This window comes from Trichocoleus desertorum AS-A10 (assembly GCF_039962155.1).
In the GTDB taxonomy this organism is placed as follows: Bacteria; Cyanobacteriota; Cyanobacteriia; order FACHB-46; family FACHB-46; genus Trichocoleus.
In genome coordinates this window covers 1-26,033 of the sequence record NZ_JAMPKN010000029.1, presented here as the reverse complement: position 1 = coordinate 26,033, position 26,033 = coordinate 1, and the positions used below count along the sequence as shown (strand labels likewise).

At 48.7% G+C, this 26,033-nt stretch carries 22 protein-coding genes and 4 pseudogenes; 14 read left to right on the top strand and 12 right to left on the bottom strand.

The features are described 5' to 3' along the window. Positions 1-51: 51 nt before the first annotated feature. Positions 52-915 (bottom strand): formate/nitrite transporter family protein, encoded by an 864-nt coding sequence (locus NDA01_RS23905; RefSeq protein ID WP_348229960.1) that lies wholly within the window; start codon positions 913-915, stop codon positions 52-54. Between the two features lie 524 nt (positions 916-1,439). Here NDA01_RS23905 and NDA01_RS23900 point away from each other — a divergent pair. Both NDA01_RS23900 and NDA01_RS23895 read left to right on the top strand, forming a co-directional pair. Then, complete coding sequence (locus NDA01_RS23900) at positions 1,440-1,904, top strand: QcrA and Rieske domain-containing protein (RefSeq protein WP_348229959.1); 465 nt, start codon at positions 1,440-1,442, stop codon at positions 1,902-1,904. A gap of 35 nt (positions 1,905-1,939) precedes the next feature. Next, a complete protein-coding gene (locus NDA01_RS23895) occupies positions 1,940-3,304 on the top strand; it encodes a HEAT repeat domain-containing protein (RefSeq protein WP_348229958.1) in 1,365 nt (454 codons plus the stop codon). 72 nt (positions 3,305-3,376) lie between these two features. Here NDA01_RS23895 and NDA01_RS23890 read toward each other — a convergent pair whose 3' ends face one another. From NDA01_RS23890 to aroA, 5 genes are all read right to left on the bottom strand, one after another. After that, entirely contained in the window at positions 3,377-3,565 is a 189-nt protein-coding gene (locus NDA01_RS23890) for a CsbD family protein (RefSeq protein WP_190439712.1), read from the bottom strand. Between the two features lie 87 nt (positions 3,566-3,652). Continuing rightward, a complete protein-coding gene (locus NDA01_RS23885; RefSeq protein WP_348229957.1) occupies positions 3,653-4,240 on the bottom strand; it encodes a molybdenum cofactor guanylyltransferase in 588 nt (195 codons plus the stop codon). A gap of 96 nt (positions 4,241-4,336) precedes the next feature. Continuing rightward, positions 4,337-4,762, bottom strand: coding sequence for a hypothetical protein (locus NDA01_RS23880; protein ID WP_348229956.1), 426 nt, complete (start codon positions 4,760-4,762; stop codon positions 4,337-4,339). Positions 4,763-4,847: 85 nt separating this feature from the next. Continuing rightward, positions 4,848-6,569, bottom strand: coding sequence for an EAL domain-containing response regulator (locus NDA01_RS23875; protein ID WP_348229955.1), 1,722 nt, complete (start codon positions 6,567-6,569; stop codon positions 4,848-4,850). An 849-nt stretch (positions 6,570-7,418) separates the two neighbouring features. Then, on the bottom strand, positions 7,419-8,771 hold the full coding sequence (aroA, locus tag NDA01_RS23870; protein ID WP_348229954.1) for a 3-phosphoshikimate 1-carboxyvinyltransferase: 1,353 nt from the start codon (positions 8,769-8,771) through the stop codon (positions 7,419-7,421). 115 nt (positions 8,772-8,886) lie between these two features. On the opposite strand from aroA, the gene NDA01_RS23865 reads away from it, so the two are divergent. The 4 genes from NDA01_RS23865 (at position 8,887) to NDA01_RS23850 (ending at position 12,070) form a co-directional block, all read left to right on the top strand. Beyond that, positions 8,887-9,408: a hypothetical protein gene (locus NDA01_RS23865; protein ID WP_190439702.1), complete on the top strand. Its 522-nt coding sequence runs from the start codon at positions 8,887-8,889 to the stop codon at positions 9,406-9,408. Positions 9,409-9,922: 514 nt separating this feature from the next. Continuing rightward, positions 9,923-10,171 (top strand): Asr1405/Asl0597 family protein, encoded by a 249-nt coding sequence (locus NDA01_RS23860; RefSeq protein WP_190439699.1) that lies wholly within the window; start codon positions 9,923-9,925, stop codon positions 10,169-10,171. A 152-nt stretch (positions 10,172-10,323) separates the two neighbouring features. After that, positions 10,324-10,995 (top strand): (2Fe-2S) ferredoxin domain-containing protein, encoded by a 672-nt coding sequence (locus tag NDA01_RS23855; RefSeq protein WP_348229953.1) that lies wholly within the window; start codon positions 10,324-10,326, stop codon positions 10,993-10,995. 109 nt (positions 10,996-11,104) lie between these two features. Then, a complete protein-coding gene (locus tag NDA01_RS23850) occupies positions 11,105-12,070 on the top strand; it encodes an S-layer homology domain-containing protein (protein WP_348229952.1) in 966 nt (321 codons plus the stop codon). A gap of 43 nt (positions 12,071-12,113) precedes the next feature. Here the strand turns inward: NDA01_RS23850 and NDA01_RS23845 are convergent, their stop codons facing one another. From NDA01_RS23845 to NDA01_RS23835, 3 genes are all read right to left on the bottom strand, one after another. Continuing rightward, entirely contained in the window at positions 12,114-12,518 is a 405-nt protein-coding gene (locus NDA01_RS23845) for a hypothetical protein (protein WP_199299184.1), read from the bottom strand. 107 nt (positions 12,519-12,625) lie between these two features. After that, a complete protein-coding gene (recF, locus tag NDA01_RS23840) occupies positions 12,626-13,786 on the bottom strand; it encodes a DNA replication/repair protein RecF (RefSeq protein ID WP_348229951.1) in 1,161 nt (386 codons plus the stop codon). A gap of 211 nt (positions 13,787-13,997) precedes the next feature. Continuing rightward, positions 13,998-16,799, bottom strand: a complete 2,802-nt coding sequence (locus NDA01_RS23835; protein ID WP_348229950.1) for a cation-translocating P-type ATPase — start codon at positions 16,797-16,799, stop codon at positions 13,998-14,000. A gap of 587 nt (positions 16,800-17,386) precedes the next feature. Between NDA01_RS23835 and NDA01_RS23830 the strand changes: the two genes are divergently transcribed. Continuing rightward, positions 17,387-18,571, top strand: coding sequence for an EAL domain-containing protein (locus NDA01_RS23830; RefSeq protein WP_348229949.1), 1,185 nt, complete (start codon positions 17,387-17,389; stop codon positions 18,569-18,571). Here the strand turns inward: NDA01_RS23830 and NDA01_RS23825 are convergent. Further along, complete coding sequence (locus NDA01_RS23825; protein WP_348229948.1) at positions 18,504-19,394, bottom strand: lipid kinase; 891 nt, start codon at positions 19,392-19,394, stop codon at positions 18,504-18,506. The two genes, NDA01_RS23830 and NDA01_RS23825, sit on opposite strands and share 68 nt — an antisense overlap. A 167-nt stretch (positions 19,395-19,561) precedes the next feature. On the opposite strand from NDA01_RS23825, the gene NDA01_RS23820 reads away from it, so the two are divergent. The 5 genes and pseudogenes from NDA01_RS23820 (at position 19,562) to hisA (ending at position 23,694) form a co-directional block, all read left to right on the top strand. After that, positions 19,562-21,259 (top strand): transglutaminase domain-containing protein, encoded by a 1,698-nt coding sequence (locus NDA01_RS23820; RefSeq protein ID WP_348229947.1) that lies wholly within the window; start codon positions 19,562-19,564, stop codon positions 21,257-21,259. Between the two features lie 130 nt (positions 21,260-21,389). After that, on the top strand, positions 21,390-21,659 hold the full coding sequence (locus tag NDA01_RS23815) for a hypothetical protein (RefSeq protein WP_348229946.1): 270 nt from the start codon (positions 21,390-21,392) through the stop codon (positions 21,657-21,659). A gap of 45 nt (positions 21,660-21,704) precedes the next feature. After that, positions 21,705-21,929: pseudogene (locus NDA01_RS23810) on the top strand (GAF domain-containing protein); the annotation flags it as partial. After that, the gene (locus NDA01_RS23805; RefSeq protein ID WP_348229974.1) at positions 21,906-22,736 is read left to right on the top strand and encodes a sensor histidine kinase; all 831 of its coding nucleotides are present in this window, start codon (positions 21,906-21,908) and stop codon (positions 22,734-22,736) included. The pseudogene NDA01_RS23810 and the gene NDA01_RS23805, both read left to right, overlap by 24 nt. Before the next feature lie 184 nt (positions 22,737-22,920). Then, positions 22,921-23,694, top strand: coding sequence for a 1-(5-phosphoribosyl)-5-[(5-phosphoribosylamino)methylideneamino]imidazole-4-carboxamide isomerase (gene hisA / locus NDA01_RS23800; protein WP_348229945.1), 774 nt, complete (start codon positions 22,921-22,923; stop codon positions 23,692-23,694). A 6-nt stretch (positions 23,695-23,700) separates the two neighbouring features. On the opposite strand, the gene NDA01_RS23795 is transcribed toward hisA, so the two are convergent. Then, positions 23,701-24,048, bottom strand: a complete 348-nt coding sequence (locus NDA01_RS23795; protein WP_348229944.1) for a DUF4303 domain-containing protein — start codon at positions 24,046-24,048, stop codon at positions 23,701-23,703. Positions 24,049-24,116: 68 nt separating this feature from the next. On the opposite strand from NDA01_RS23795, the pseudogene NDA01_RS31970 reads away from it, so the two are divergent. Then, positions 24,117-24,523: pseudogene (locus NDA01_RS31970) on the top strand (IS1/IS1595 family N-terminal zinc-binding domain-containing protein); the annotation flags it as partial. Between the two features lie 25 nt (positions 24,524-24,548). Further along, a pseudogene (locus NDA01_RS23780) lies at positions 24,549-25,500 on the top strand (IS701 family transposase); the annotation flags it as partial. Positions 25,501-25,590: 90 nt separating this feature from the next. Here NDA01_RS23780 and NDA01_RS23775 read toward each other — a convergent pair. Then, a pseudogene (locus tag NDA01_RS23775) lies at positions 25,591-26,033 on the bottom strand (ISNCY family transposase); the annotation flags it as partial.

Genomic DNA, 26,033 nt, shown 5'->3' with positions numbered 1-26,033 from the left:
CAAATAGTCTGGATAAGCTCTTTAACTAGGAGAATGAGTTCGCTTAAGCAATTAATAAGTTGTTTTCTCTCTAGGTTCTGTTTCCCAAGTTTCAAAACTGGGCACTGATTCCAACTTTTTAGCTTTTTTGGGTTTGCGAGATGGGCGATCGCTGCCTACATACCAGTAAGAGGCTCCAACCAGGCAAGCGCCACCAACCCAGTTACCAAGAGAAACAGGAATCAAGTTTTTGACATACCCGATCCAAGAAATTTGCTCAGGATCATGAGGGATAAATAGACCCAATCCCATTAGGGTCATGTTGGCGACGCTGTGCTCAAACCCTGCACCCACGAAGGCAAACAGACACCAGAAGATCAGCACTAACTTCGCGATATCCTCTTTAGTCTTAGCGGCCATCCAAATCGCTAAACAAACCAAAATGTTGCAAAGAATGCCGCGAAAAAATAGCTCCATAAAGGGAGCCTGCATTTTTCCAGCCACAGCTTCTAAGACAAAATCCTTGATCGGTCCTTTAGCCAAAAGCCCAGACTGAACCAAGAGCAGGGCTAGCAGCAGAGAGCCAGCCAAGTTACCAATAAAGCTGATGCCCAAGACTTTCCAAGTGTCTTTCCAGGTAACTTGTTTAGCGAGACTGGCAATTGTCATGAACATATGATTGCCAGTGAATAGTTCGGACCCAGCAAAAATAACTAATGACAAAGCGACCGCAAATGAGGCTCCCATTAAGGCTTTAACCGCAGGTGATCCAGCCGCATGCAAGGGTGCGCCGATGGAAAAAACCAGCATCACTCCAAAGCCAACGTAAATTCCTGCCAATACAGATAGAACTAGGAATTTAGGCAAGCTGTTTTCAACCAGTTCTGCTTTGGTGCGGGCAGCACTAATAATAGTCGCGATCGCTTCTTTCGTCATAATCAAGTCCTTTTAAAGCTGCTTTGAGCCAGGAAATTTAATTTCAAATCAAAATCTTTGACTTTGAATTTGAAAGTGTATCTCTAGCTGCAAAATCTATGTTTATGTAACTTCTGCATAGAAAGAATATTTGTATCTTTAACTACAAAAATCATCAATCAATGCAATTACTGCATGAATCCCATGCTGAGTAAAAGTTGTTTTCTATACAGTTTTCTGAGAATCTGCATCATTCAAGACAGTTTGAAAAAAACTGAGTTGAGCTAAAAACGCAATCTGCTTGGAAAAAATTACTTAATTTTTAATTAATTTATGCGGTTCTTGGATTAGCTCAACGAACCAAAAAAGGTAATCAAATATACAAAAACTGCATAATCCTGGTGCAATCTGTACTATTCACAAAGCATGTTCAGGTAGATTTTTTAGGCAGTTAGGAGGCTGAAAACTCCCGTGATCGGTAGTGCAGGAACTGATTTGGAGCCTTATGCGACAATTGAACGAGCAGAACTTCTATAGACTGAACAATGGATCGTCGTACTTTTTTAACTTGGGTTGGCGTTGGTGGAATTGCCAGTTCTTTGCCAGTGGCGATCGCAGCTTGTTCTAACAAAACGACCACAACTTCCAACGAAACAACATCCAATCCTGCGGTCAATTCAGGCGCGGTTGCTCGTGCAGACGGTTTTCAACCTGTAGGAACTGTGGCGACTTTAGATCAAAAAGGTCAATTGGGCGATCAGAAGTTTGTTTCGGGGCCTTTGCTTGTGGTCCGTAATCCAGATAGTCCTGACGCTTTAGCCGCAGTTAATGCTAGCTGTACTCACAAGGCCTGTCTCGTAGACTGGCAAGCCGAGCAGAAAGTTTTTGTTTGTCTTTGCCATGATTCTAAATTTGGTACGGATGGCAAAGTGTTGCAAGGACCTGCGACAGAGCCGCTCAAAACTTACGAGACAAAGCTGGAGGGAGATACAGTTTTAGTGAAAGTATAGATTTTAGTGAAAGTATTAACACCCCCGATTTGCCAATGTTAGAGGTTTTGGAAAAAGCTCAGGCTGCGGCACAACAAGCCGATTGGCCGCTACTGAATCAGTATTTGCAACAATTCTCCGCTGCTGTAAAAACGACTCCTCAAGCTGAGGAAAATGGGCCAACAGTAGCAGCGCTAAAGCAAATTCTAGATTTGGCGATCGCGGCTCTCGCGACGGGAGACTTCCAATCGCGCTGGGATCTAGCCAAAGTGTTTCCTACCTTAGCCGCAGTGGTTGGTCAGATTGGGCAAAGTGTAGGTGGGTTAATTGCACCGTTGATCGAGATTGTGCAAGACGATGCAGCCGAGGTCGAACTGCGTTGGTTTGCAATCCGAATTCTGGGTCAGTTCAACCATCCAGCAGTCATCAAAATCTTGGTGCAGTTGCTGCAATCCGAGGATACAGAAGCGGAAGAGTTGAGTGAAATTGCCGCCACTACCTTGGCAAGTTTTGGCCCTGAGGCGATCGCTGCTTTAACAGAACTACTAGCCGACGAGCAATCCAGAGGGTTGGCAGTGCAAGCCTTAGCTCAGATTCGCAGCCGTGAAACCATTGCTCCCTTATGCAGTGTGGTGGAGGACCCACAAGTAGAGGTGCGATCGACTGCGATCGAAGCATTAAGTAGTTTTCATGACCCACAGATTGCACCGATTTTGGTTAATGCTCTCAATGATGTGGCGGCTACAGTCAGACGAGAGGCTGTGGCGGGTTTAGCGTTGCGAGCTGATCTAGCTCCTGACCTTGATGTGGTAGCCCTCCTGCGCGATCGCCTGTGGGATTTTAATTTAGCGGTGTGCCAACAAGCCGCAACTTCCTTAGGGCGCTTGGGTACTCCTCCCGCCGCTGCCGCCTTGTGGCAAGTGTTGCAATCTGCGGCCACTCCTGCCGTCCTGCAGCTAGAAGCAGTACGAGCTTTGGGTTGGATGCAACATCCAGAAGCTTTGAACTATCTACACCAAGCATTGCAGCTAGAGTCGCTAGAGGTTTATCAAGCGGTGCTCACGGCACTCGGCCGAGTGGAAGCACCTGAGTTAAAACCACAAGCTGCCGAAATTTTATTGGTAGCCTTAGCAAGCCAACACCCTGCTGTGCAACAACCCCACACACAACAAGCGATCGCTCTCGGCTTAGGGCAGTTAGGAGAACTAGCTGCTGTAGAACCGCTGATTCAACTGTTAGCCACGCCAGATATCGGAGTGCAGTTGCACGCGATCGCAGCTTTAAAGCAACTAGCACCTGAAATCACTTATCAAAAATTACAAACCTTGGCAGCAGATCCAGGAGCATCACCGGAACTAAAGCAGGGAGTAGCGATCGCTTTGCAAGAATGGCAAATGAATGGGATTGTTGATAGCAACTAACATAAAAAATCAGCAGAATTACTAGAACTCTGCTGAAGCGAAACCAAGGTTTAAGCTTACTAAAAGAGCAAATTAAGCATGATCGATCAGCCGTTTAGCATGATCTTTCATGTCTTCTACCGTGTGCATAGCAGCGGCTTGATTCTGTTTGGCCTGTCCTTCGGCTAGGTCTTTAGGATCGCCTGTTACATTGCCAACTGCTTCTTGAACTTTACCTTCAATGTTTTTAGCAACAGCTTTAGCTCTATCCTCAATACTCATAGTGTTAAGCTCCTTAGTTAAAAATATTACTATCTAAACCGAGCTTAGCCATTTACTTGAGAACTTGGCATCTTACTGGTGGCGCATTTAATTTAGAGCAGCTAAGTCGTTGGGTGTGTTGCAGTTAAAGAGCATGTGTTTGTCAGCGTCCGGAATGGCTTGCACTTCATTGTGGTCTAGCCACCGTTGGAACGATCGCCCGCCTCGGCTGATAAAAGCATTCAAGAGAGGCAAGCAACTCCGGCGATAGAACCCACACAGCGGGTCCCAACCTTGAGCATGGTAAGGGACAAAGGCGATCGCAAGTTCTGGGACTGTATCTAACTGTTGCGCCCAACCTTGCAAAACTTCGCCCCTAAGCCGAGGCAGGTCGCAAGCCAGCAACAAAACCCAATCTGTTTGGACCTGGGCTAACCCTTGAGCAAATCCCACTAAAGGGCCTTGGGGGTGAATATCTTGATGCAGTGGTCGTTCTTGCACAAAACGACAACTATTAGGCAATAGCTCACGGTAACGCTGTGGCCAAGGCGTCACTACATAAATTTCGTTAGTGCACTCGGCTGCAACATCACAAACGTGGCGTAGCAGTGGTACTCCCTGGACCGGAATCAGGGCTTTGTCCTGACCCATCCGGGAGCTTTGACCTCCGGCTAATACAATTGCAGCGAGTGACATAACCCTAAAGGTGAATGCTTGAGCTTTACAAGCAGATTAGGAAATTCAAGGGACGTTCTACTAGGTTGGCAACACCTCATATCAGCGTCACCTGACTTAGGAATGATTCACGGAGAGCAATTGCTGATTTAAGAACATGACAAATTCTTCAACGGTCGAGAGGTCTTGCATTTCCAAGTAGTCCTCAATCCCCACTCCCAAGTGCTGCTCAAAATCTTCGCAAAGGGTGAAATGCCAGTCAAACCAGCAAACTAAGGTCAAATGCAAATCTTCCTCTAAGCGATCGCTAGGTAAAATTCTGGCCGTTTGCAAACCGGAATACTGCTCTAAATAAATATAGGCAAACGTTGCGACAGCGGGTGAAACTTGGCGGGCTTGCCAAAAATACTCGTACCATTCATCTGATGTTAGAGCAGGGCGATCGCGGAGCCAACGATTCACCTGCCGCCGAGTTTTGACATCAGGGCTGAGGTCAGCATAAGTGCGAAAACTAAGGAAGAAATTTTTGACCCTTTGCCACATGCCCTGCAAGCTACCAACCTAGGATTCACCGAAGCTTGCTTTCAGTATTCCCACTTGCTCAGTAATCTCTCAGGTATACCAATCGTTAATCAGCGAGTCGTTTACCAGTCACGAGTAACTGCTCAAACTCAGGAGCCGGAACAGGCCGACTAAAGAAATATCCTTGCATTTCATCACAGGCTTGCTGCTGTAAAAAAGCTAGCTCTGAGTTGGTCTCAACGCCTTCTGCAATTACTTTTAAGTCAAGATCGTGAGCCATCTGGATCATGGCAGTGGTAATGGCCGCATTTTTAGAATCACAGCTAATATTTTGCACAAAGCAGCGATCGATTTTGAGAGTATCAAAGGAAAATTGCTTTAGATAGCTCAAGGAAGAATAGCCAGTCCCAAAGTCATCAATGGCAATTTGAATCCCCAGCGTTTTTAGCTGATCCAATTTTTTAATGGTGGCATCGGTATTTTGCATAATGACACTTTCAGTCAGCTCAAGCTCTAGGTACTGCGGCTCAAGCTCAGTTCTTTGCAAAATTTGGGTTACCCGTTCCGTGAGGTCAGTTTGGTGAAATTGCAAACCTGACAAGTTGACTGCAACCTGGAGGGGTGGTAAATCGGCTAGTTGCCACTGCTTAGCTTGGGTACAAACTGTTGTCATCACCCATTCATCCAACGGCACAATCAATCCTGTTTCTTCAGCTAAAGGAATAAAATCAACGGGCGAGACGAAGCCTTGACTAGAAGAAAACCACCGAATTAAGGCTTCCGCTCCAACAATTTCCCCCGTGACCAAGCTCACCTTGGGTTGGTAGTAAACCTGAAACTCTGAGCGCTCTAAGGCATGACGCAAATTAGCTTCTAGCAGAAACTGATTTAGAGAGCCGACAGTCATCCCAGAAGCATAAAACTCATAGTGGTTGCCGCTCTGTTTCTGCGCGGTTTGCATGGCGGCATCAGCCTGCTTAATTAGCAGGTCAACATTGTCAGCAGCGTCGCTATGAGTAGTAATACCGATGCTGGTCGTGATAAAAATTTCTTGTCCTTCCAAGACAAAGGGAATAGATAGGCGGTCTAGGACGAGCTGGGCCACTGCCGCTGCCTGATTTTGCTCGGAGTGAGACAGAATCACAATAAATTGCTCTGGATTGAGGCGAATGACGCTGTCTATGGGTTGCACACAAGCAACAATCCGCTCCGCCGTTGTTTGAATCAGCAAGTCCCCCACTTGATAACCCATGCTGTCATTGATGCGATTAAACCGATTCAGATGGATCAGCAGAATGGTGACTAGATGGCTCGCTTGGCTCGCTTGAGCCAAAATCTCCGTAAATCGCTCTCGCAGGGCTAAACGGTTGGGTAAGCCCGTTAAGCTATCATGCCGAATTAACTGATTGAGCTGTTCTTGCGCCTGATTCAAAGCGGTGGTGTACTGCTCGGTGACGGCAGCTTGTTTTTGGAGGCGCGCTGCGATCGCCCCTAGCAGCTCATCCGCAGTGCAAGGTTTGGTCAAATAGTCATCGGCTCCCAAATTCATGCCTTGGCGAAAGTCAGTTTTGTCAGCTTTGGCTGTCAAGAAGATGAAAGGAATCGCAGCTGTGGCGGGATCTGTCCGTAAAGTGGCCAGCACACCATGACCATCCAGCTCTGGCATCATCACATCACAAAGAATTAGGTCTGGTAGATGTTTTCGAGCCATTTGCACGCCTACCGCACCATTTTCTGCCCCAATGACATCAAACTCTTCGGCTTCTAATAGTTCTAGGATGTTTTCTCGAACTGGGAGATCATCCTCAATTACAAGAATTTTTTTCATGATGTTTTTAGACGACTGTCAGAATAAGTACGAATCCTGATGACTAAATTTAGGTTTGTGAAAACCGTAGATTCAACTAATTATTTCTTATAAAAGAATTAAATTTATGGTTTGGCGTCATCATAATCCTTTCACATAATGTCAGTAGATAACCGAAGTTGCATCCTAAACAATACAGAGGCTGAAAGTGCTGATTGGCTGCTGAGTACTTACGTAGTATGGCTTTAAAAACTCCAACTAACCATCAAAGCTAAATCATGCGTAAGTGTTGCTTTAGCATCATCAAGACCGAAGTCCATGATCCTTGGACTTCCAATTTTATGATTACTAGCTGTTACTAATAGCTATTATTCTGATGCGGAAATTGATGTGAAAATCAAATTTAGTTAATATTTAGTAGTTGTTGAATATGCTGGAGCTGATTTGCTAACTTGGCTAGAAACTCGGTGATCTAGCATCCGATTAAAAAATCCTTGCTTAATTACAACTTCTGGAAAATTACCCCTCTGTTCCAGCTTGAAAACCACAGCTTTCGCTCGGTGACTTCATTCAACTCTGCCTGACTAGCGGGAACGAGCTAGCGTAAAACCTAAATTTGAGTCCAAGATAGCCGCTTCCCCTAGTATTCAAGGCAAGGCAGCTTGATTCCTGAAGCTCCTCAAGATTTAAAGGCAGGCAAAGAATAGAGGAAGCAAGCTATTAGCCCCCTAAGTTAACGAGTGCCGACTTTTAGCAGTTGAACCTGAAATGTCCAAGCCATGACAAAAAAGCGATCGCTGCGGTTGCAAACTAGATCGCTGAGTGGCTGCTAAGCCTTAACTTTGCCAAATCTCAATAGCGAGTTAAGCGCTACAAGGGGTGACAGATCTGCTGCAAAGTGCTGGTGAAGTTGGGGTAGGAAATGGCGGCTGCTTCAGCTCGGTGGATGGTGGTGGTGCCCGTAGCGTTTAAAGCTGCGATCGCCAAACTCATGGCAATTCGATGATCGGTGTGGCTATCCACTTCCGCACCCTGGAGGGCAGCACCTCCCGTAATTTCTAACCCATCGGGCAACTCCGTGACTTGTGCCCCCATCCGGTTAAGCTGGGCTGCCATGACGGCAATGCGATCGCTCTCTTTTACCCGTAGCTCCTCTGCATCCCGAATTACGGTGGTGCCTTGAGCAAAAGCGGCGGCTACTGCCAAAATTGGGATTTCATCAATTAAGCGGGGAATGATATCTCCCTTGATTTCACAAGCTTTCAGAATGCTATGTCGGACGTGCAAATCAGCTACCGGTTCGCCCGCTACAATTCGTTGATTTTCTAAGGTAATGTCAGCTCCCATCATTTCCAGAGCATCTAGAACTCCCGTGCGGGTGGGATTTACCCCAACGTTCTCTACCCACAGCTCGGAACCAGGTACGATCGCCCCTGCTACTAGCCAAAATGCCGCAGAACTAATATCACCCGGAACAATCACGGTTTGTCCTTGTAACCGTGCTGGGCCTGTGACCGTGACGCTCTTCGTTTCTGGATCGACCGTCAACTCAGCGCCAAAGGCCCGCAACATGCGTTCGCTGTGGTCGCGGGAGAGGGCAGGCTCGGTAACGGTCGTTTGGCCCTCAGTCATGAGTCCTGCTAGTAGAATGCAAGACTTGACCTGAGCTGAGGCAATGGGCGAGTGGTAGTGAGTAGGTTTAAGCGCTTGTCCTTGCACTGCCAAGGGCGCTAAAGCTCCTCCTTGACGACCCCAAATTTGGGCACCCATTTGTTGTAGCGGTTTGACGACGCGGGACATGGGGCGCGATCGCAAAGAGCTATCGCCTGTCACGGTAAAAAAGCGATCGGGATGAGAAGCCAAAATGCCTAGCATCAACCGCAGAGTAGTGCCAGAGTTCCCCGCATTCAAGACATCCACTGGCTCTTGCAGATTGCCTAAGCCAATCCCCTGCACGCGCACCAGCTCCGTATTTAACTCTGAAATTTTTGCTCCCATTGCCTGAAAGCAGCTCGCTGTACTGCAAGGATCTTCGCCTAGGAGCAGCCCTTGGATTTGCGTTTCTCCCTCGGCCAAAGCTCCTAACATCAGGGCTCGGTGGGAAATGGATTTGTCGCCCGGAATTTGAACCCGGCCCTGCAAAGCAAGACCTGCGGTGGGTTGGGCAATTGTGAGCTGATGCTGATTTTCTGCGGTTGTCAACGTTACGATCGGAGCTGGCATTGAGATAGACTGACCTAGAACTGCGTAGTAATCCTACCGCTTTCTTTAGATGTTAAGGCTGAGTTGTTCGTAGCTATCCGAAAACATCGCCACCTCCTCACACTCTTCACACTTCATGCTGACGCATCACCGCAAGCCTGTTTGCTTATCTTTTGTGTCAACAGACCTGCCGATTTGGTCTGTGGTTGATACCGCTGCAACTCTATACCAGAAGGACCAAGAACGGTTTCACCTGTTGCTAACTGAACCAACGCTCCAAGACCGAGAAGGCCATCTGGAAGCTCTAGACGCTGGCACCACAGGCGTGGGGATTTCGGATCAAGAAACATTGGCAGCAACTCCTGCGCCTCGGTTGCTGTGGCTAGAAATTTCGCCCTATCGCGTCATCATGACTATGCAGGGCAACGGTCGCTTTAGCTATCGCCACTTCTGGGAGCAAGGCGTTTACGGCTTGAGCCGTTATTGGTTGCAAAGTGACTTGCTCAGCAGTAGCGGTCAGATGCGGTTGCGCAACTTCACGCGCAGTCTCAAGCTAGAGGGCCAGGCTCTACCCCACCATTTGCGGATTGAGTATGAGTTGTGGTCGGAAAAAGTACAGCTTGGCGCTTACGTATTGAATTTAGACATTGAGCATTAATCTATCTCACCAAAGCTGACCCACTAAAGCTGGGCTGACGCTCCAGATCAAGTCTGGGATAGCGCTCTAGGCGTCTCTGCAAGCGATCGCAGAACTCGGGTAGTGACCTCACTGCCCAGCTTTTGCTTGCCTCAAATCTGGCTTTGATAGCAGATCTGATGAATTCTTAATGAAAAGAGTTTTCAAGTACACAGTTTTTGTTATATTGTTTTTAGCGAAATTATTGACTATTATTCTCAATAATTTAGAGTCTTGCCCCTGACTCAGTGAGCCAATCCAGCCATGTATTAACGAAACTGATCAATCACATTAGCTCCTCTGTGGGCAATCTAAGTTCATCACCTGCTAGCGATCGCCTAATCGGAATACGGAATTTCACTGCTGCTACCCGTATTTACTCAAAAGCAGACGCCATTAAATGTCTACTTGCGACTCCTTTGCAGCACCTCTTTTAATTTGTTCGGCTTCTCTGGCGCTTGCAACTAAGAATCTCTTGCATTTAGGAAGACACCTTATGAACCAATCTAGTCTGAACTCCCCCGTCGGCCAAGTAGTTACGGTGTCCCGGTGCGATCGCTGGCAAGTTTACCAACGGTTGCAAGAGCTAGGAGTTCAGTGTTGGTGTGCTGGAGATGGCACCTTGTCGGTAGAAGTCCAGACGGTGGGAGAAGCGGTTCAACTCCGTAGTGTGATTCAGCATCTAACTGCTGCTCGTAGTGAGTTAATCGATTGGTTAGACCTGTGTTGGCAACTTAAGGCCTAAATTCTTCCGCCAATCAATATTTGTGCAGATTTAATAAGCAATCATACTTACTAAACTTTAGAAAACTCGTATCTATATTCGATTCACTGCCTTGCACTTTGCATAACCCCTTTTGAGAAAAACGTAAACCTATCAAACCTTGGGATGTCATCATGAGTAAGTCCAAATTCGGTCAAGTTCTAGAATTCAGCTTGGAAGGGCGCTTTCTGGGTTTTGAGATGGAAGATGGCTACAAGTTCAAGCGCATCCGAGTGGCTACCCCTGAAGGCGAGGTTTGCATCAAGCTCTCTAAGGAGTCACGAGCTAGCGTCGTGGCCTCGTTTATTGCTGAAGGTAAGGTGTTAAACCTAGGCGATTGGATCCGAGTTGCTGGCGAGAAAAAGCTGGACTCCAAAACTGGACTTGCCAAACTCAAAGCCTACGCCATTTACCCCGCTGTTCCGGGTGAAGCGGCTCCAGCGGCCCCCAAAAAAGCAACGCCTGCTCCAGGCAAAACCACAATTTTGGTTTGCCAAAAATCAGACTGTATGAAGCGGGGTGCCAGAGCGGTGTGTCAGGCATTGGAGTCGGAGTTGGGCGATCGCGGCCTCACCAATCAGGTAACCATTAAAGGGACAGGCTGCATGAAGCATTGCAAGGCAGGCCCCACCATGGTTGTGATGCCTGACAAGACTCGCTATACCCGCATCCATCCGGAAACTGTTTCTACCATTCTCGACGAGCATTTTCCCACTCAACCCGCTCTCCCCGCGAACGAAAGTGACAGCGCCAGCAAGGTAGAAAAATTCGCGATCGCCTCTCGCTCGGTGTCTGTGGGAAATTAGGTCAACTTTTTCTCTAACTTGTGGCTAATTGCCACTTAGCGCGATCGGGGTTATAAATTGGGCGTAGAATCTAACCAAACTTCGCGTATTTGGCGTTGCTGGAGTTAAGATGACCAATTCGTTGCCCCCTGATCCTCAGCCATCCCGTAGAGACCCCTTGGGATTTGATGAATTCATTGGTATTTTTCTAGCCTTTAGTGTGATTGGCGGGATCTTGTTTTGGTCGTTAGGCCGGGAAGGACAAGGGTTTAACTTAGGCGGCCTTCTAGACCCAACTCCATCCCCATCTGCAACACCCACTGCAACGCCAACGATATCCCCTAGCCCAGATGAAGGGGCATTGACCCCCTCTCCAACCCCCAACCAGCCAGTCCCAACGACCGTACCTGCACCAGAGCCTGCCCAACCTAATGTAGTGCCAGTTCCCTTTGCGGTCCGAGCACCTGCTACCCCAACGCCCAGCCCCACCCCAACAACCGCTGAGCCAGAGGGCTTCTCAGACGTTGAGGCAAATTATTGGGCTTATCCCTTTATTACTGCTTTAGTTCAGCGCGATATTATCAGCGGTTTTCCGGATGGTACATTTCGCCCGGATGCTCCAGTGACGCGAGCAGAGTATGCGTCAATGCTGCAAAAAGCCTTCGATAAACCAGCGAAACAGCAAGCAGTCAGTTACAAAGATGTTGCTGCTGATTTTTGGGCCACTGATGCGATTCAAGAAGTGTCTCGAAATGGTTTTTTGGCAGGCTATCCCAAAAATATCTTTCAGCCCACCCAACAAATTCCGAGAGTGCAAGCGTTGGTGGCTCTGGCAAGCGGCTTAGAACTGCCTCGCTCTACTGCCCCCACCCAAGTGTTGCAAACCTATCAAGATGCCGCGCAGATTCCTAAATATGCGACGGGTGCGGTGGCCTCTGCAACGCAAGCGGGTTTAGCCGTGTCTCATCCGCGACCAAACGTTTTAGAGCCTAACGAAAAGGCAACTCGGGCGGATGCTGCGGCTTTTATTTACCAAGCATTAGTCGCGTCTGGTAAGGCGGAGAAGATTTCCTCACAGTACTTAACGCAACCTTAAGCTGGAATAATCTGGAATAAAGCAGTCATAGGTTATTGGATGGTCAAGTTTGGGCTTGGCTGTCCAGCAGGGCGATCGCTTGCTGAAATACAGCTTCATCTGCTCTCGTTTGCAAAATAGCTCGAACTAACTGCACAAAATTTTGATCAACCGTGTGATTTGTTTGGATCAATTTGCTACCCGAGTAGTAAGTAGTGTCGTTGATTCGAGGTTCGTCAGTTGTGCCTGTTTGAACGTTTTTGGCTCTTTGGCTCCAAGAGAGAGATTTGCCTCGTAAGGTAAATTGAAACCAGCGGAGGTGGTCGTCTTGTAGCTCAAAAAAAATGTCGAAGTAAGGTTCTCCGCCCTGATACCACAGCCGAACCACACCAGCCTCACCCGAGCGAATTGAGGTTTGCTTAATTTGCCGTAGCGAAGACCCTAATTGATTAATTTCATGGTTCTCCATGACAGCTTTTATCACTTAGAAACGTGCTCATAAAATGGGATAAGTCAGCCAACAGAGGTTGTAATTACGATTACGAAGTGGAAGCAGATGCATCAGGATTACCTGCATTAGATCGGCGAAATCTGCCCTGCTCGTACTGCCAAGATTTGTGAAGAATTTAGCCATTGGGCATCGAAAGAGCCGAGATGAGTGGTGGTAATTAAGGTTTGAAACCGATCTTGAATAGCATCGAGTAATTGATTTTGCCGATTGAGGTCTAACTCAGCTAAAACGTCATCTAATAACAGCAGAGGGGGCTCCCCCACGACCTCTTCAATTAGTTTGAGTTCTGCTAACTTCAAGGCTAGAACTAACGTGCGTTGCTGACCTTGAGAACCATATTGACGAGCAGGCGTTTGGTTAATGGTGAACTCCACTTCGTCGCGGTGTGGACCAACCAGGGTAGTGCCTTGGTGCTGTTCGGCGATCGCCCGTTGTTGGATTTTGTCTAGAAAGGCTTGCTGCACCTGAGCAGGGTCGTCCTCGGTTAACACCACATTCGGTGCATATCTAACTTGCAACACCTCGGTACTCCCACTAATTTCTTGGTGCCATTTCTCCGCTAAAGGAGCTAGCCGCTCCAAAACCCGCGCCCGGCGGCGAATCACGCGAGACCCTGCGGCGGCAAGCTGCGTATTCCACAACTCCAAGGTTCCTGGTTCATCGATCGCTTCTGTAGACTCTGGCGGCGGAGAAAATAAGCTGGCTTCTGGGGTGCGTTGTTGCCGCTGCTTCAGCAGGGCGTTGCGTTGCCGCAAGATGTGGTTGTATTGCTGCAAAATATGGGCGTAGATCGGCTCTAATTGCGTCAGTAGGGCATCTAACCAGGCTCGGCGCTTTTCCGGTCCACCCCGGACTAAATCTAAATCCAAGCTGGAGAATTCTACGGCATTGAGAACGCCCAGAAAATCGAGCTGGCGACGTAAAGGTTCGCTGTTCAGCGCTACGGTGCGGCGACCATTACTTCTTAGGGTGAGGGTAAGGTCAATGGGGCCAGTGTCCCGCTCCAGCAGGGCGGCAACTTGACCAATCGTCTCTCCTTCTAGCACCAAGTCCCGATCGCGGCCAGCGCGGTGCGATCGCAGAGTTGCCAGTAGCTCAACTGCTTCCAACAAGTTGGATTTACCTTGGGCATTGTTGCCGACCAAGATAGTTTTGGGAGCAGAGAAATCCACCCGCTGATCCAAATAGTTGCGAAAGTGGCGCAGATGAAGACTTTTGAGATACATAAGTCACGGTCAGCGGTCGGCAATAGGCGATGAGCTAAGAGGAAGCGATCGCTCAAAATTATTGTAGGGGCGCACCTTAGCACACCCCTACTACTGCACTCTATTAGATTTGTGGAGTGGTGTGAGTTGGGTTTTGCCGACCCAAGACCACCCTAGCCAGCTAGTTGAGCCATTAGACTTTTAGCAATTGGATAGCAATTGGCCTGGGCGTTTAGCCGCGTCGAGCCGACTGCCAACGGAGAAATAGCTTTTCTAGCTCGATCCAAGTGAACATCAAAGCACTAAAGCCAAAGCAAATGGCAAGCTCTAGCGAACTTAGCGGATGAGTTCCAAAGAAGTTTTGGAGCGGTGGGACATAGATTAGCAGTAGTTGCAGAATCGTTGTCAGCGTTACAGCTCCTAGGAGATAAGGATTTGAGAAGGGGTTAAGCTCAATGGTCAAACGCACATTGGAGCGGATGGCGATCGCATGGCCCATCTGCGCAAGGCAAAGGGTGGTAAATACCATCGTTTTCCAAGTATCAGGTGAGCGATCGTATCCAGGTGCGTGAGTGTAACCGTAGGCCCAAGTCATCAGGGCAATGGTTAGAACAGCAAAAACAATGCCCACTCGGATCATGTAGGAACCCAAACCCCGCGCAAAAATGCTCTCTTGGGGATCGTGGGGAGGCCGATTCATGACGTTGGGTTCTGGGGGTTCAACCGCAAGGGCCAAGGCGGGTAAACCATCCGTCACCAAGTTCATCCACAAGATTTGGAGCGGCGAAAGGGGAACCCCTCCTAGACCAATCAAGGGAGCTGCCGCAATGGTGAGTACTTCACCAATGTTGCTGCCTAGAATGTACTTGATGAAGCGGCGGATGTTGGTATAGACGGTGCGGCCTTCCTCGGTCGCGGCGACGATGGTGGCAAAGTTGTCATCAAGCAGCACCATGTCACTGGCTTCTTTGCTGACGTCAGTACCCGTAATTCCCATCGCAATCCCAATATCGGCTTGCTTTAGGGCTGGAGCATCGTTGACTCCGTCTCCCGTCATGGCGACGACTCTACCTCGACGTTTTAAGGCTTGCACAATCTGTAGTTTGTGCTCCGGTGAAACGCGGGCATAGACGCTGACTTGATCGACTTGATCTTCGAGTTCTTGTAGACTCATGCGATCGAGTTCTTGACCACTGACGACGCGATCGCCTGGTTGGGCAATTCCTAGCTCTTGGGCAATGGTCTGGGCGGTTAGTTGGTGGTCACCTGTAATCATTACCACACGGATACCTGCGGCGCGGCAACGAGCGACAGCTTCTTTGGCTTCTGGTCTAGGTGCGTCCAGCATCCCTACTAAACCGAGCCAAATTAATCCTTTTTCGGTGGCTTCATCGGAGCCTTCGGCAGGCAAAGTTGCCAGGGGTTTGTAAGCAAACCCTAGAACGCGCAGACCCCGACCTGCCATTTGGTTGTTCTGGTCTAGCACTTCGGCTCGCTGTTCTGCGTTTAACGGCTCTAATCGATCGCCCACCTGCATATGGGTGCAGCGTTCCAAAATCAACTCTGGAGACCCCTTGGTGAACATCAGATATTGAATTGGGTCTGCCGCTGTGGCTGTAATGGGTCGGTAATCACTCGCTTCGCAAATTACGCTCATGCGCTTGCGCTCAGACGAGAAAGGAAACTCGGAAACTCGTGGCAGTTTACGAGCCCAAGTTGCTTTGTCAACACCTGCCTTCGCACCTAAAGTGAGCAACGCTCCTTCGGTGGGATCACCAAAAATGACCCATTGGTCTTTCTCATACTGCAAGGTCGCGTCGTTGCAAAGAATACAAGCAATTAATAAAGTTTGTAGCTCTAAGTATTGCTCTGGGGAAACAGCTTGTTGCTCTAGCTGAAACTCGCCGACTGGATCGTAACCGTTGCCAGAAACCCGGAAAGTATGACGCTCAGTATCGACGAGTTGCACGACCATCTTGTTTTGAGTCAGCGTTCCGGTTTTATCGGAACAGATGGTGGTGACAGAACCAAGGGTTTCCACAGCAGGCAATTTACGAATCAGCGCTTGCCGACGAACCATGCGCTGCGTCCCCAGGGCCAACGTCACCGTGATCACCGCAGGCAAGCCTTCGGGAACCACCGCAACAGCCATACTCAAAGAAACTTCTAGTAATTCCTCAAAGGTGCTAAAGTTTCCAGTTCGTATAACGCCACCAATGACGACTAAAGCCACTAGAACGAGCGAACCCCCTACAAGGACGTTCCCCAATTGGGTCATGCGCTCTTGCAAAGGCGTTTCCTGCGCCTCGACAGACTGAAGCATGGTGGCAATGTGGCCCAGCTCAGTCTTCATGCCAGTATTCGTAACTAGCACCGTAGCCCGCCCCTGGACGACCTCAGTGCCCTGGAAGACCAAGTTGAGGCGATCGCCCAAAGGTGTTTCTTCCTGCAAGTGAGTTTCTGCGTGCTTAGTTGCTGGCTGAGCTTCCCCAGTCAAAGCCGATTCTCGGACTTGCAGATTTGATGCTTCTATGAGGCGACCATCCGCAGACACCTGAACCCCTGCTTCCAGCAGCATGACGTCGCCTGGAACCAACTCTTTTGAGCTGACTTCAACAATTTTGCCGTCACGGATCGCCCGAACCCTAGGGGAGGCCAAACTTTTGAGAGCAGCCAAAGCCTTTTCAGCCCGGCTTTCTTGCACGTAGCCCAAGATAGCGTTCAAAACAACGATCGAGGTAATGGCGATCGCGTCTTTAGGGAAACTACCAGAACGCAAATCCAAAATGGCAGAGACGACCGCAACACCCATCAGCATCAACAACATGATGTTCTTGAACTGATCCCACAGGATGGCTAAGGTACTGCGGCCCGCAGACTCAACTAGCTCGTTGGGGCCGTACTGTGCTAAGCGCTCTGTCACCTGTTGAGTCGTTAAGCCAGATTCGCGATCGCTTTGAAGAACCTCTAGAGCTTTCTCAGCCTCTAGGGTATGCCAAGCCACAACAGAGTCTGGCGGTGAATCTGAAGCCATGGATAGAGTCACGGGAAATAAAACAACGCCTACAGCACTTAATCATAGTGCTTAAATTTGGTTTCCATCTGCTCCTAGGCTGTTGTAACCGCAATCTGAGCGACTTTGAGCTTGTTCCAGTTCTAGCTCTGTGTTTGCCACGAAACCCTGAGCGATCGGGAATTGGTTGAGCTTGGAGTAACTCGGCTCGTCCCAACATTCAAATTTTTGATAAGTAAATCTTTTGATGCCAATTTAATAATTTTAATCCTCAGCCCAATCCTTGTCTAAAAGCATCCAGCCCTAACATGGGGAAAACATAGGTATAAAAAGAGTATAGAAAGATACAGGAATCGAATAAATTGCCAGTAAATAATTACTAAGCTCTGAATCCAGGAAAGATAATTTCCGCTTAAGTTTTAAAGTAACAGGGCATTCAATTAATTAGCTGAGCAGTAAGACATGAGCTGATATGTTAAGTAATAAATTTGTCTTGATTGCACAGGCAGACTCAGCATTTTGCGGGATATTATTCAGCTACTTCATCATTCCTTAATGAAACGCCTTTACTTAAAATTTAAGCAGCGATAGAAAAAGGTTCCTTGTTTGTGTCCCCTATTGATACCTCGGTGCTCTCCAATTCCTTTAAACTGATTATTCAACCTCATAACCCAGAGGTGAAGCAGTGCCTGCATGGCTTAGGGTTTCAAAATCTTCCTAATATTCCTCAACTGCTTTATTTAGCCGTTACCGATCAACAGTTGATCGAAGTTTGCTTGCAAATTGGCCAGACTGTATCCGATGAGAGCCAACTGCTTTCTCGTTGTTTCTTTACGCGATCGCCCCTGAACTCGGAAGGATTACTGATTGAATTTCTCCATGCTCAACCCCTCAGTGCATTGACGGCATCGATTAAATACAGTTGGTTTTTTGAAGTTCTAATTAATCAAACTTTATTCTTCAAATATCAACCTGTTTTTAACTTGTCTTCTGGAAATGTGATTGCGCACGAGTGTTTAGCGAGAGCGACTGGTAAAAATGGAGCGGCTTTTAGTGGTAAGCAGTTGGTAGATGCTGCACTTTCTAGTCGATGTGTGCATGAGTTTGATGAACTAGCGCGTAAAACTTGTTTAGAAGCGATCGCCAGCTTTAATACTGAACAAACCTTTTTTATTAACGTTTTACCGAACGCTATTATTCAGAACCCTCAAGCTTTAGCCCAGAACTTTCAGCAAGTTTTTGACTTAGGCTTACGACCCCAGCAAATTGTATTTGAATTAACAGAAGTAGAAGCTCTACTGGACTGCCCAGAGTTGAGCGAACTCGTTCCTTGGATTCGCGAGCAAGGATTTGGCATTGCCGTGGATGATTTGTGCGGCAATGTTTCGTTTGACCACTACTTTACGGGCTTTTATCCTGACTTAATTAAGCTCGATCGCCAACTGGTGCATGGCTGTAGCCAACATGCCCTCCAGCAAGTGCTAATCAAGAGCTTTCTCCACTCGGCCCACGAACTGGGAATTTTAGTTTTAGCTGAAGGTCTAGAAGATATTGCAGATATAGAATTTTGTCGGGAACTGGGAGTCGATTTTGGTCAAGGTTATGGTTTAGGCATGCCAGAACTCACCTTGCAAGATCAACCCCTCAATTGGTCAGCGCTTGAGCTGCCAGAATTGCTCTCCGGCGATCGCCTAGCCGCTCAAACTACAGAATCGCGTTCCTGGTTTAACTTGTCGGAGTCGGGGAGTTGGGAACCAAAACTGATAGCGCCTTGGGAACGACTCGAAAAGTAGCTGGTGTGTAAGTAGTAATTTCGCCATCGGTATTAATCGGACGGGGTCTGCGAGTATGCACTTCAAATTCTTTTCCAGCTAATGCCCGGACCTTAGACGACTTAATGTGCTGCCCGCCTCGCATGGCGGGTAATAGGGGAATAATCTGCCACCAATTTTGAATCTCTAAGCTATACAAATCGAGCCGATTATCATCGATCGCGGCATCTTCCACCACAGTCATGCCCCCACCGTAATAGCGACCATTTCCCACGGCAATTTGTACGGTTTTTACTGGGATAGATTCTCCCCGACAACGGATTTCGGCCCTAAAGGGGCGAGATTGCCTTACGACCCGAAGGGCAGTCGTTAAGTAAGCAAACACACCCCAACGACGCTTTACTTCTTTGGTCATCTGCTGAGTGATTTGGACGCTCAGGCCAAGGCTGGCAACGTTGAAAAAATATTTGCCATTCACCCAACCTAGATCAATCCGTTGCACCCGACCTTCGGCAATAATTTGGCACGCCTGAGCTAAGTCTGTGGGGATGCAGAGTGTCCGGGCTAGGTCATTAGCCGTGCCTAAGGGCAAAATTCCCAGAGGTAACTGAGTGTCAACCAAGCCTTCAGTGACGGCATTCATGGTGCCGTCCCCACCACCTACAATGACTAAATCAACGCGATCGCGGTAGCTACGAATCAAATCAGGTAGCTGCTGAGGGTCAGCGGTTGATTCTTCTAGTAAATCTAGACCCCAACCTTGCAAGTGAGCGATCGCTTGAGTGAGAGCCTCCTGGCCCCGCCGAGCCTGCCGATTGACTAGTAATAGTGCGCGTTGATTCATAAATTGCCAACCATACCTTGAAGATAAATGCTCCGCTGGTGGGCCACTGGGACACAAGTATCTGGAGTACGAGATCAAAATTCTGTCCAGAGAGTATGGCTGGGATACGATCAGCCCGGAGGGCTTTTGTTTATTATGAGGAGGCCATTGCTGGAAAACCTGCAACTATGCCGCTTGAACCGCCCCCTTCTCTCCAACCATTGACTGCTGCAATTGGACCACTCGACCCTTGGTTAAGTACCATTCGTCCCTTTGGCACTTATGCCCTCCAGGGGTTAAGTTTTTGGGAAGACACTTTGCTGGCAGTGGATACAGTTCGGGGATATCTGCTCCAAGTCACTGTGACCAATGGCGACACGCAGATTCTAAACGCACATCACACGGCAGACTTTTTAGATGCGACGGGTTTAGCGGTTCAAGGGGACAAACTTTGGTTTACACGAGGCAGTAGCGTTTACTATTGCACCCTGAGCGATCTGACACCGCAGCACTTTGTCACTTTGCCCTACCAGATTGATGGCGTGGCGGTTTGGCAATCCACTGTTTATGTGAGTTCTCAAAAACTCGGTTACATCGTGATTTTTGAGGCGGCTACAGCTCGACAAATCACCCGATTTCCTACGCCGGGGGTCGGTAGCGAACACCTGACGGTGCGGGACGAAGAACTCTGGGTCAGCGATCGCATTGAGCAAACTGTTTACTGTCTCGATCGCGGCACTGGGGAAATCCGCTTTAGTGTCCTAACCCCCTTCGATCAACCCACAGGTTTGGCTTTTCACCGTCATCCTGTCACGGGCCAAGATATTCTTTATGTCGCTTATGCGGGGGAAGAACCCTACATTCGCGACAACCCCAATGCTGATCCGTCCCATGAACTCGCCATTCGCGATCGCACGTTTATCCATCCGTTGCACTTTCACTATTACGAAGACGAGCGCTATGCCCTCTCCAATGGCTACTTGATTGAAATGTCCTATGTAGAGGAACTGCAACCTCTAGAGGAAGTGCATTTAGAGAACGTGGAGTGGCGGATTGCACTGCCTGCGGAAACTAATCGGCAAAAGGTCAGGCAGGTGGAACCGATTGGGGTGCCGTTTACAGAAGAACTGCACGATGGGCAACGAGTCGCAGTCTTTAAGTTTGCTGCGTTGAAGCCTGGAGAGCGGCGATTATTGGGCTGGAAGGCGCTTTTAGAAGTCTGGAGTATCAAGTATCAGCTTGCTCCGCGTGAAGTAGAGAATGCCCCAGCGTTGTCGCCGGAGTTTCAGGCTCGCTACTTAGTGGATGATGATGAGTTGGCAATGGATAAAGCTCCCATTCGTTGGGCTGCCCAAGCCGCAGTTGGCACAGAAACCAATCTGTTGCGCCGGGTTTTGAAGATTCGTAATTATGTTTACGATCGCCTCTCCTATGGCATCAAACCGCATATCGACACTCCCGATGTTGTGCTAGAGCGGGGCATTGGTTCCTGTGGGGAATATGTCGGCCTGATTTTAGCTTTAGCTCGCCTGAATGGAATTGCCTGCCGCACTGTGGGTCGCTACAAGTGCCCACCTTATGCTGAGCGTCAATTTGTCCCTTTAGAACCTGATTTCAATCACGTTTGGATTGAGTTCTACATCCCAGGATTTGGCTGGTTACCAATGGAATCCAACCCAGATGATGTGGTCGATCGCGGCCCCTACCCAACTCGTTTCTTTATGGGCTTGGCTTGGTATCACGCTGAAATGGCGAAAGGCGTTTCGTTTGAAAACGTCAGAGTTCAAGGTGCGCCAATTAGCGAATCCCACGACATTTCTCTGGGAGATTTATCGATCAATCACATCAAATTCAAAATTCTAGGAGAACTCGCCCCATCTGAATAAAAGCTACGAAAGCCAGCCGAGAAAGATAAGACCTTTATCAATTAGGTTGGGCCACTCTATCGGTAGGGCAAACTGAAGTTGAAGGGGAACCTCACCTCAAAATCTCTTTGCCCTTTCAATTCAGTGCGTTATGACTTCCTTGTCCTCGAAGCAAATTGTCTTAGAAGATATTCTGATCACGCACAGGTTGTTGGGGCCAGTCTCCAGATTGCCGAACTTTCAGGCAGAGAATGCGGCTCTCCACAGCTTAGCTAGACAAATGGTGAACCAGCCTGCCACTATGCTGAGACAACTGGTTCAAATAGCTCTGAAGCTTTGCCACGCCGGAACAGCAGGGGTGAGTTTGCTCGAGACCACCGAGACTGGGGAAGTTATTTTTCGTTGGGCATGTTTGGCATGAGGCTTAGCGGCTTACGAGCAAGGGTCAACTCCTCATCACTTTAGCCCTTGCGGCACTTGTATAGATCGAGGTGCGCCCCAGTTATATTCCTATCCTGAACAATATTTCACCTACTTTCAGCAAGCTAAACCAACCATTGTTGAAGGATTAGTGATTCCGCTGCTAGCTCAAGGGCAACCTTTAGGCACGATTTGGATTGTTTCCCATGATGAGCACCGCCACTTTGATGCCGAAGATGTGCGAGTCATGACCAGCCTGGCAGACTTTACAGCTGCTGCTTTATGCAATTCTCAAGCTCGCTATATTGCCGAAGCCGCTGCGGCTCAGGAGCAAGCCGCTCGGTCTGAGGCCGAAATGGCAAACCGAACTAAGGATGATTTTTTGTCCACCGTCTCTCATGAACTGCGCACCCCCATGACCAACATCAAAATGGCAATTCAGATGTTGAAGGTGGCCAAACATGCAGAGCAACGCGATCGCTACATGCAAATCTTGAGCAAAGAGTGCGATCGCGAAATCGAACTCATCAACGATCTACTAGACTTTCAGCGGTTGGAAGCGGGTGCTGTCTCGGTAGAGTTAGAAAGTTTGCGGCTACAAGACTGGCTCCCCTCTATCTTGGAACCCTTTCAAGAACGAGCTAAAGAACGCCAACAAAATTTGCAGCTAGACATCCCGGCGGATCTCCCACCCTTGCTCTCAATGGAGAACGGTTTAGAGCGCATTGTGGCAGAACTGCTGAATAACGCTTGCAAATATACCCCAATGGGAGGCGAGATCGTCGTTAGCGCAAGGGCGATCGCTTTAGCTTCTAGATTTGAGAAGTCAGATCAAATCGAACTCACGATTCAAAACTCTGGTTGTGAAATTCCTGAGCCTGCCTTAGCTCACATCTTTGAGAAGTTCTATCGAGTCCCCAGCCATGACCCTTGGAAACAGGGAGGCACAGGTTTGGGTCTAGCTTTAGTCGAGAAGCTGGTAGCACTGCTCAATGGCGAGATTAAAGTTGAAAATCGAGTAAATCAAGTCATTTTTAGGGTGACGTTGCCAGGGCAAGAGTTGGATGAGATGAACTGAGTGAGTTGGTGTATTGGAAGCACTTGTTGAATTCTTAGCCGCAAATCGAGACTCAGGTCGTGGCTTGGAGTCTGTGGCCTCGCTCCTGAATGAGAACAAACCTGCTTCAATGAGAACTGGGTAGCGCGATCGCAAACCTGAGTTAGAGCAAGTTTGGTGTTTACGGGTAAGGGATAGTGAAGTCATGGATGTGATTCCAGCTATTGATCTGCTAGAAGGTCGCTGTGTCCGGTTGTACCAGGGTGACTACGCCCAATCACAAGTGTTTGATGAAAATCCGGTGGCAGTCGCGCGGCAGTGGGTGGAACAAGGCGCACCTCGATTGCACTTGGTGGATTTAGATGGTGCTAAAGCTGGACATCCGGTGAATTTGCCAGTGATTGAAGCGATTGTGCGAGCGGTAGATGTGCCAGTCCAAGTCGGGGGTGGTTTGCGCGATCGCCAGAGTGTGGCTAATCTGCTGGCTACAGGCGTGCAACGGGCTATTTTGGGCACTGTGGCCGTGGAGCAACCGGATTTAGTGGCCGAACTCTGCCAAGAATTTCCCGGTCAGATTGTGGTGGGGATTGATGCCCGCAACGGCAAGGTAGCCACACGCGGTTGGCTGGAAACCTCGGAAGTATTAGCCACCGAGTTAGCGCAACGTATGGCCCAACTCGGCGCAGCCGCAATTATCTACACCGATATTCACCGCGACGGCACACTGCAAGGCCCCAATCTAGACGCACTCCGAGAATTAGCCACCGCGATCGCCATCCCAGTCATTGCGTCGGGTGGAGTCAGCTCTGTCACCGATTTACTGAGCTTACTGGGGCTAGAACCCTCCGGGGTCACAGGGGCGATCGTTGGTCGAGCGATTTACACCGGAGACGTAGATTTGAAAGAAGCGCTCCGAGCTGTGGGCCAAGGCCGCTGGCAGGATGTTCCTCCTGATTTCGGCACTTCCGCTTTTGCCTAGTTTTGTCTAACGAGCTTTTTGGAAAAACACAGTTTGGCCTTGGTGCAATTCCACAGCAAAGCGATCGCAAGCTTTTGAGCTGTTCAGGTAGCGGGCTTCTTGTAAGAGTTGTGCCTGAGTTTGGTCGTTCTTGAACAAATTGAGTAGGAGAGCTTCACGCACGTTACCAGTGTCAAAAACGGCTTGGCGATCGAGCTGTGCTAAAGCTTCACGGCAAACCTGAAACACCTTTTGAGCTTCTAGAAGGTATCGGCAATCTGCTTCAGACCAAGTACTTTCTAGAAGGTCTTCTACCTCAGCATAAAAGGCTTGGCCTTGAGTATGGTAGACCCAGTCCCAGGGCGACCAGCGCAAACTTTGGGTAGTGTTTTAGACCTGTGGATTTGAGCCAAAATGAATAAAGACTAATTCCGATGCTATCCATGGTTTTAGAGCCTGTTCACTGTCCAAGCTGTAATCGCACCAACATTGTCAAACACGGAAAATCAACAGAAGGAAAACAACGATACAAGTGCGGAAACACTAATTGTTCACGTTCTACTTTTATCTTGCAATACTCCTGCCAAGGATATCTGCCGGAGGTCAAATAGAAGATTAGTGACATGGCGGTTAATGACAGTGGCATTCGAGATACCGCACGAGTGCTCAACATTAGTCCAACTACAGTGATTGAAAAATTAAAAAAAGATCGTTCTCTTAAACAGAGCAATCAACCGTTGTTAGAGCAAATTGAGAACAGTGGAAACCTGTGATGGTTGTGAGAGTCGATGAAACTGAGATGATGGATGAAATGTGGAGCTTTGTGAGGTCTAAGAAGCACAGGACTTACGCAGAGACAGACATAAACTAGAGGCATGAGCTTCACCAAAGGGGATTACTGCCAGTACTTACTGAGCAGTCCGATTAACTACACGATGACGAACTTGGCTGATCACCTCGACGGCATCAGTTATGACCGGATCAATCGCTATTTACGCAGCGAAAAGCTGACCCCTCGTCTGTTATGGGACAATGTCAAAACGTTGCAGCAACGCAGCAACAATGCCTACGTTCTATTTGATGATACGGTCCTCGATAAGCGTTATTCAACGTCGATTGACCTCGTGAGGCGACAATACAGCGGCAATGAACACCGTGTCATTCGGGGGATTGGCTTGATTAGCTGCGTCTACGTCAATGGTGAAACCGGCCAGTTCTGGGTGGTTGATTACCGCTTGTACGACCCAGAGGGAGATGGACAAAGCAAGCTTGATCATGTGGCAGTCTATGCTTGATGGAGCCGTCTACAGCAAACAGCTCTTCTTCGCGACGGTATTGATGGACAGTTGGTATGCCACGCAAAAGGTGATGGCACAGGTTGACCAACTCCAGAAGGTTTACGACTGTCCCCTTAAGACGAATCGGCGCGTGGATGATAGCGGAGGTACGCAGTATTATCAGCGGGTTGACGAACTGACCTGGAGTGCTCAGGACTTGCAGAAGGCAAGCTCATCCAGATTCGCGGCTTCCCGAAAGACAAAAAGGTGAAACTGTTCCGAGTCACTGTGTCCACCCACAGGACGGACTATGTCGCGACCAACGACTTGTCTCAAGCTTCCACTGATGCCGTACAAGATGAGTGCGATGTGCGGTGGAGGGTTGTAGCTTGCTTCCCGCAGGGTGGAGTTTCACCGTGAGTTGAAGCAGCTCACCCGAGGCGAAGCTTGCCAGGGTCGCACAGCCCGCATTCAGCGCAATCATATCGCTTGTGCCTTACGGGTTCGGAGTCGGCTGAAGTCGGTTGCCTACGAAAGTGGTAGAACTATAGCGATCCTAAATAATTCGTAAAAAAGCGTAAGGGCGGTCTAGTCTCGCGTAACGATTGGCCTTTATCTCAGCAATTCTCAGTATGGCAATTTAACTGGTATTGGGTGAGATGTCTAGCTCTAATCCTTCGAGCATGAAGGTGAGCAAGTGATCCCAACTGTCGAAATACAGGTAGCGGGTCAACGCCCGCAAATCATCAAAAAAGGTCTTGCGCGTGGGCAAGTGTGAGCGCAGCAGTTGGTACTTCTGATCGAGCAACTCTAGCAACGTGTGGAACAGCAGAGACAAGATGTTCAGGGTCGCTAGGAACGAGGAGAGATGCTGCTTTCCGTGCCCGAAATTGTGTTCTAAGTTGTAGCCTTTGGTCTTGAGGGTGTTGTTATTCTCGTTCTCCACCTTCCAGCGTGTTCGCCCTGCTAAAACAAGTTCTGCCACGTTTTCGTGGGTCAGAATGTGATTGGTGGCAAACGAGTTTTTGTAAGTCACCTTACCATCAGGACGGCTCACGGTGATCTCACACCAGTTCACCAAAA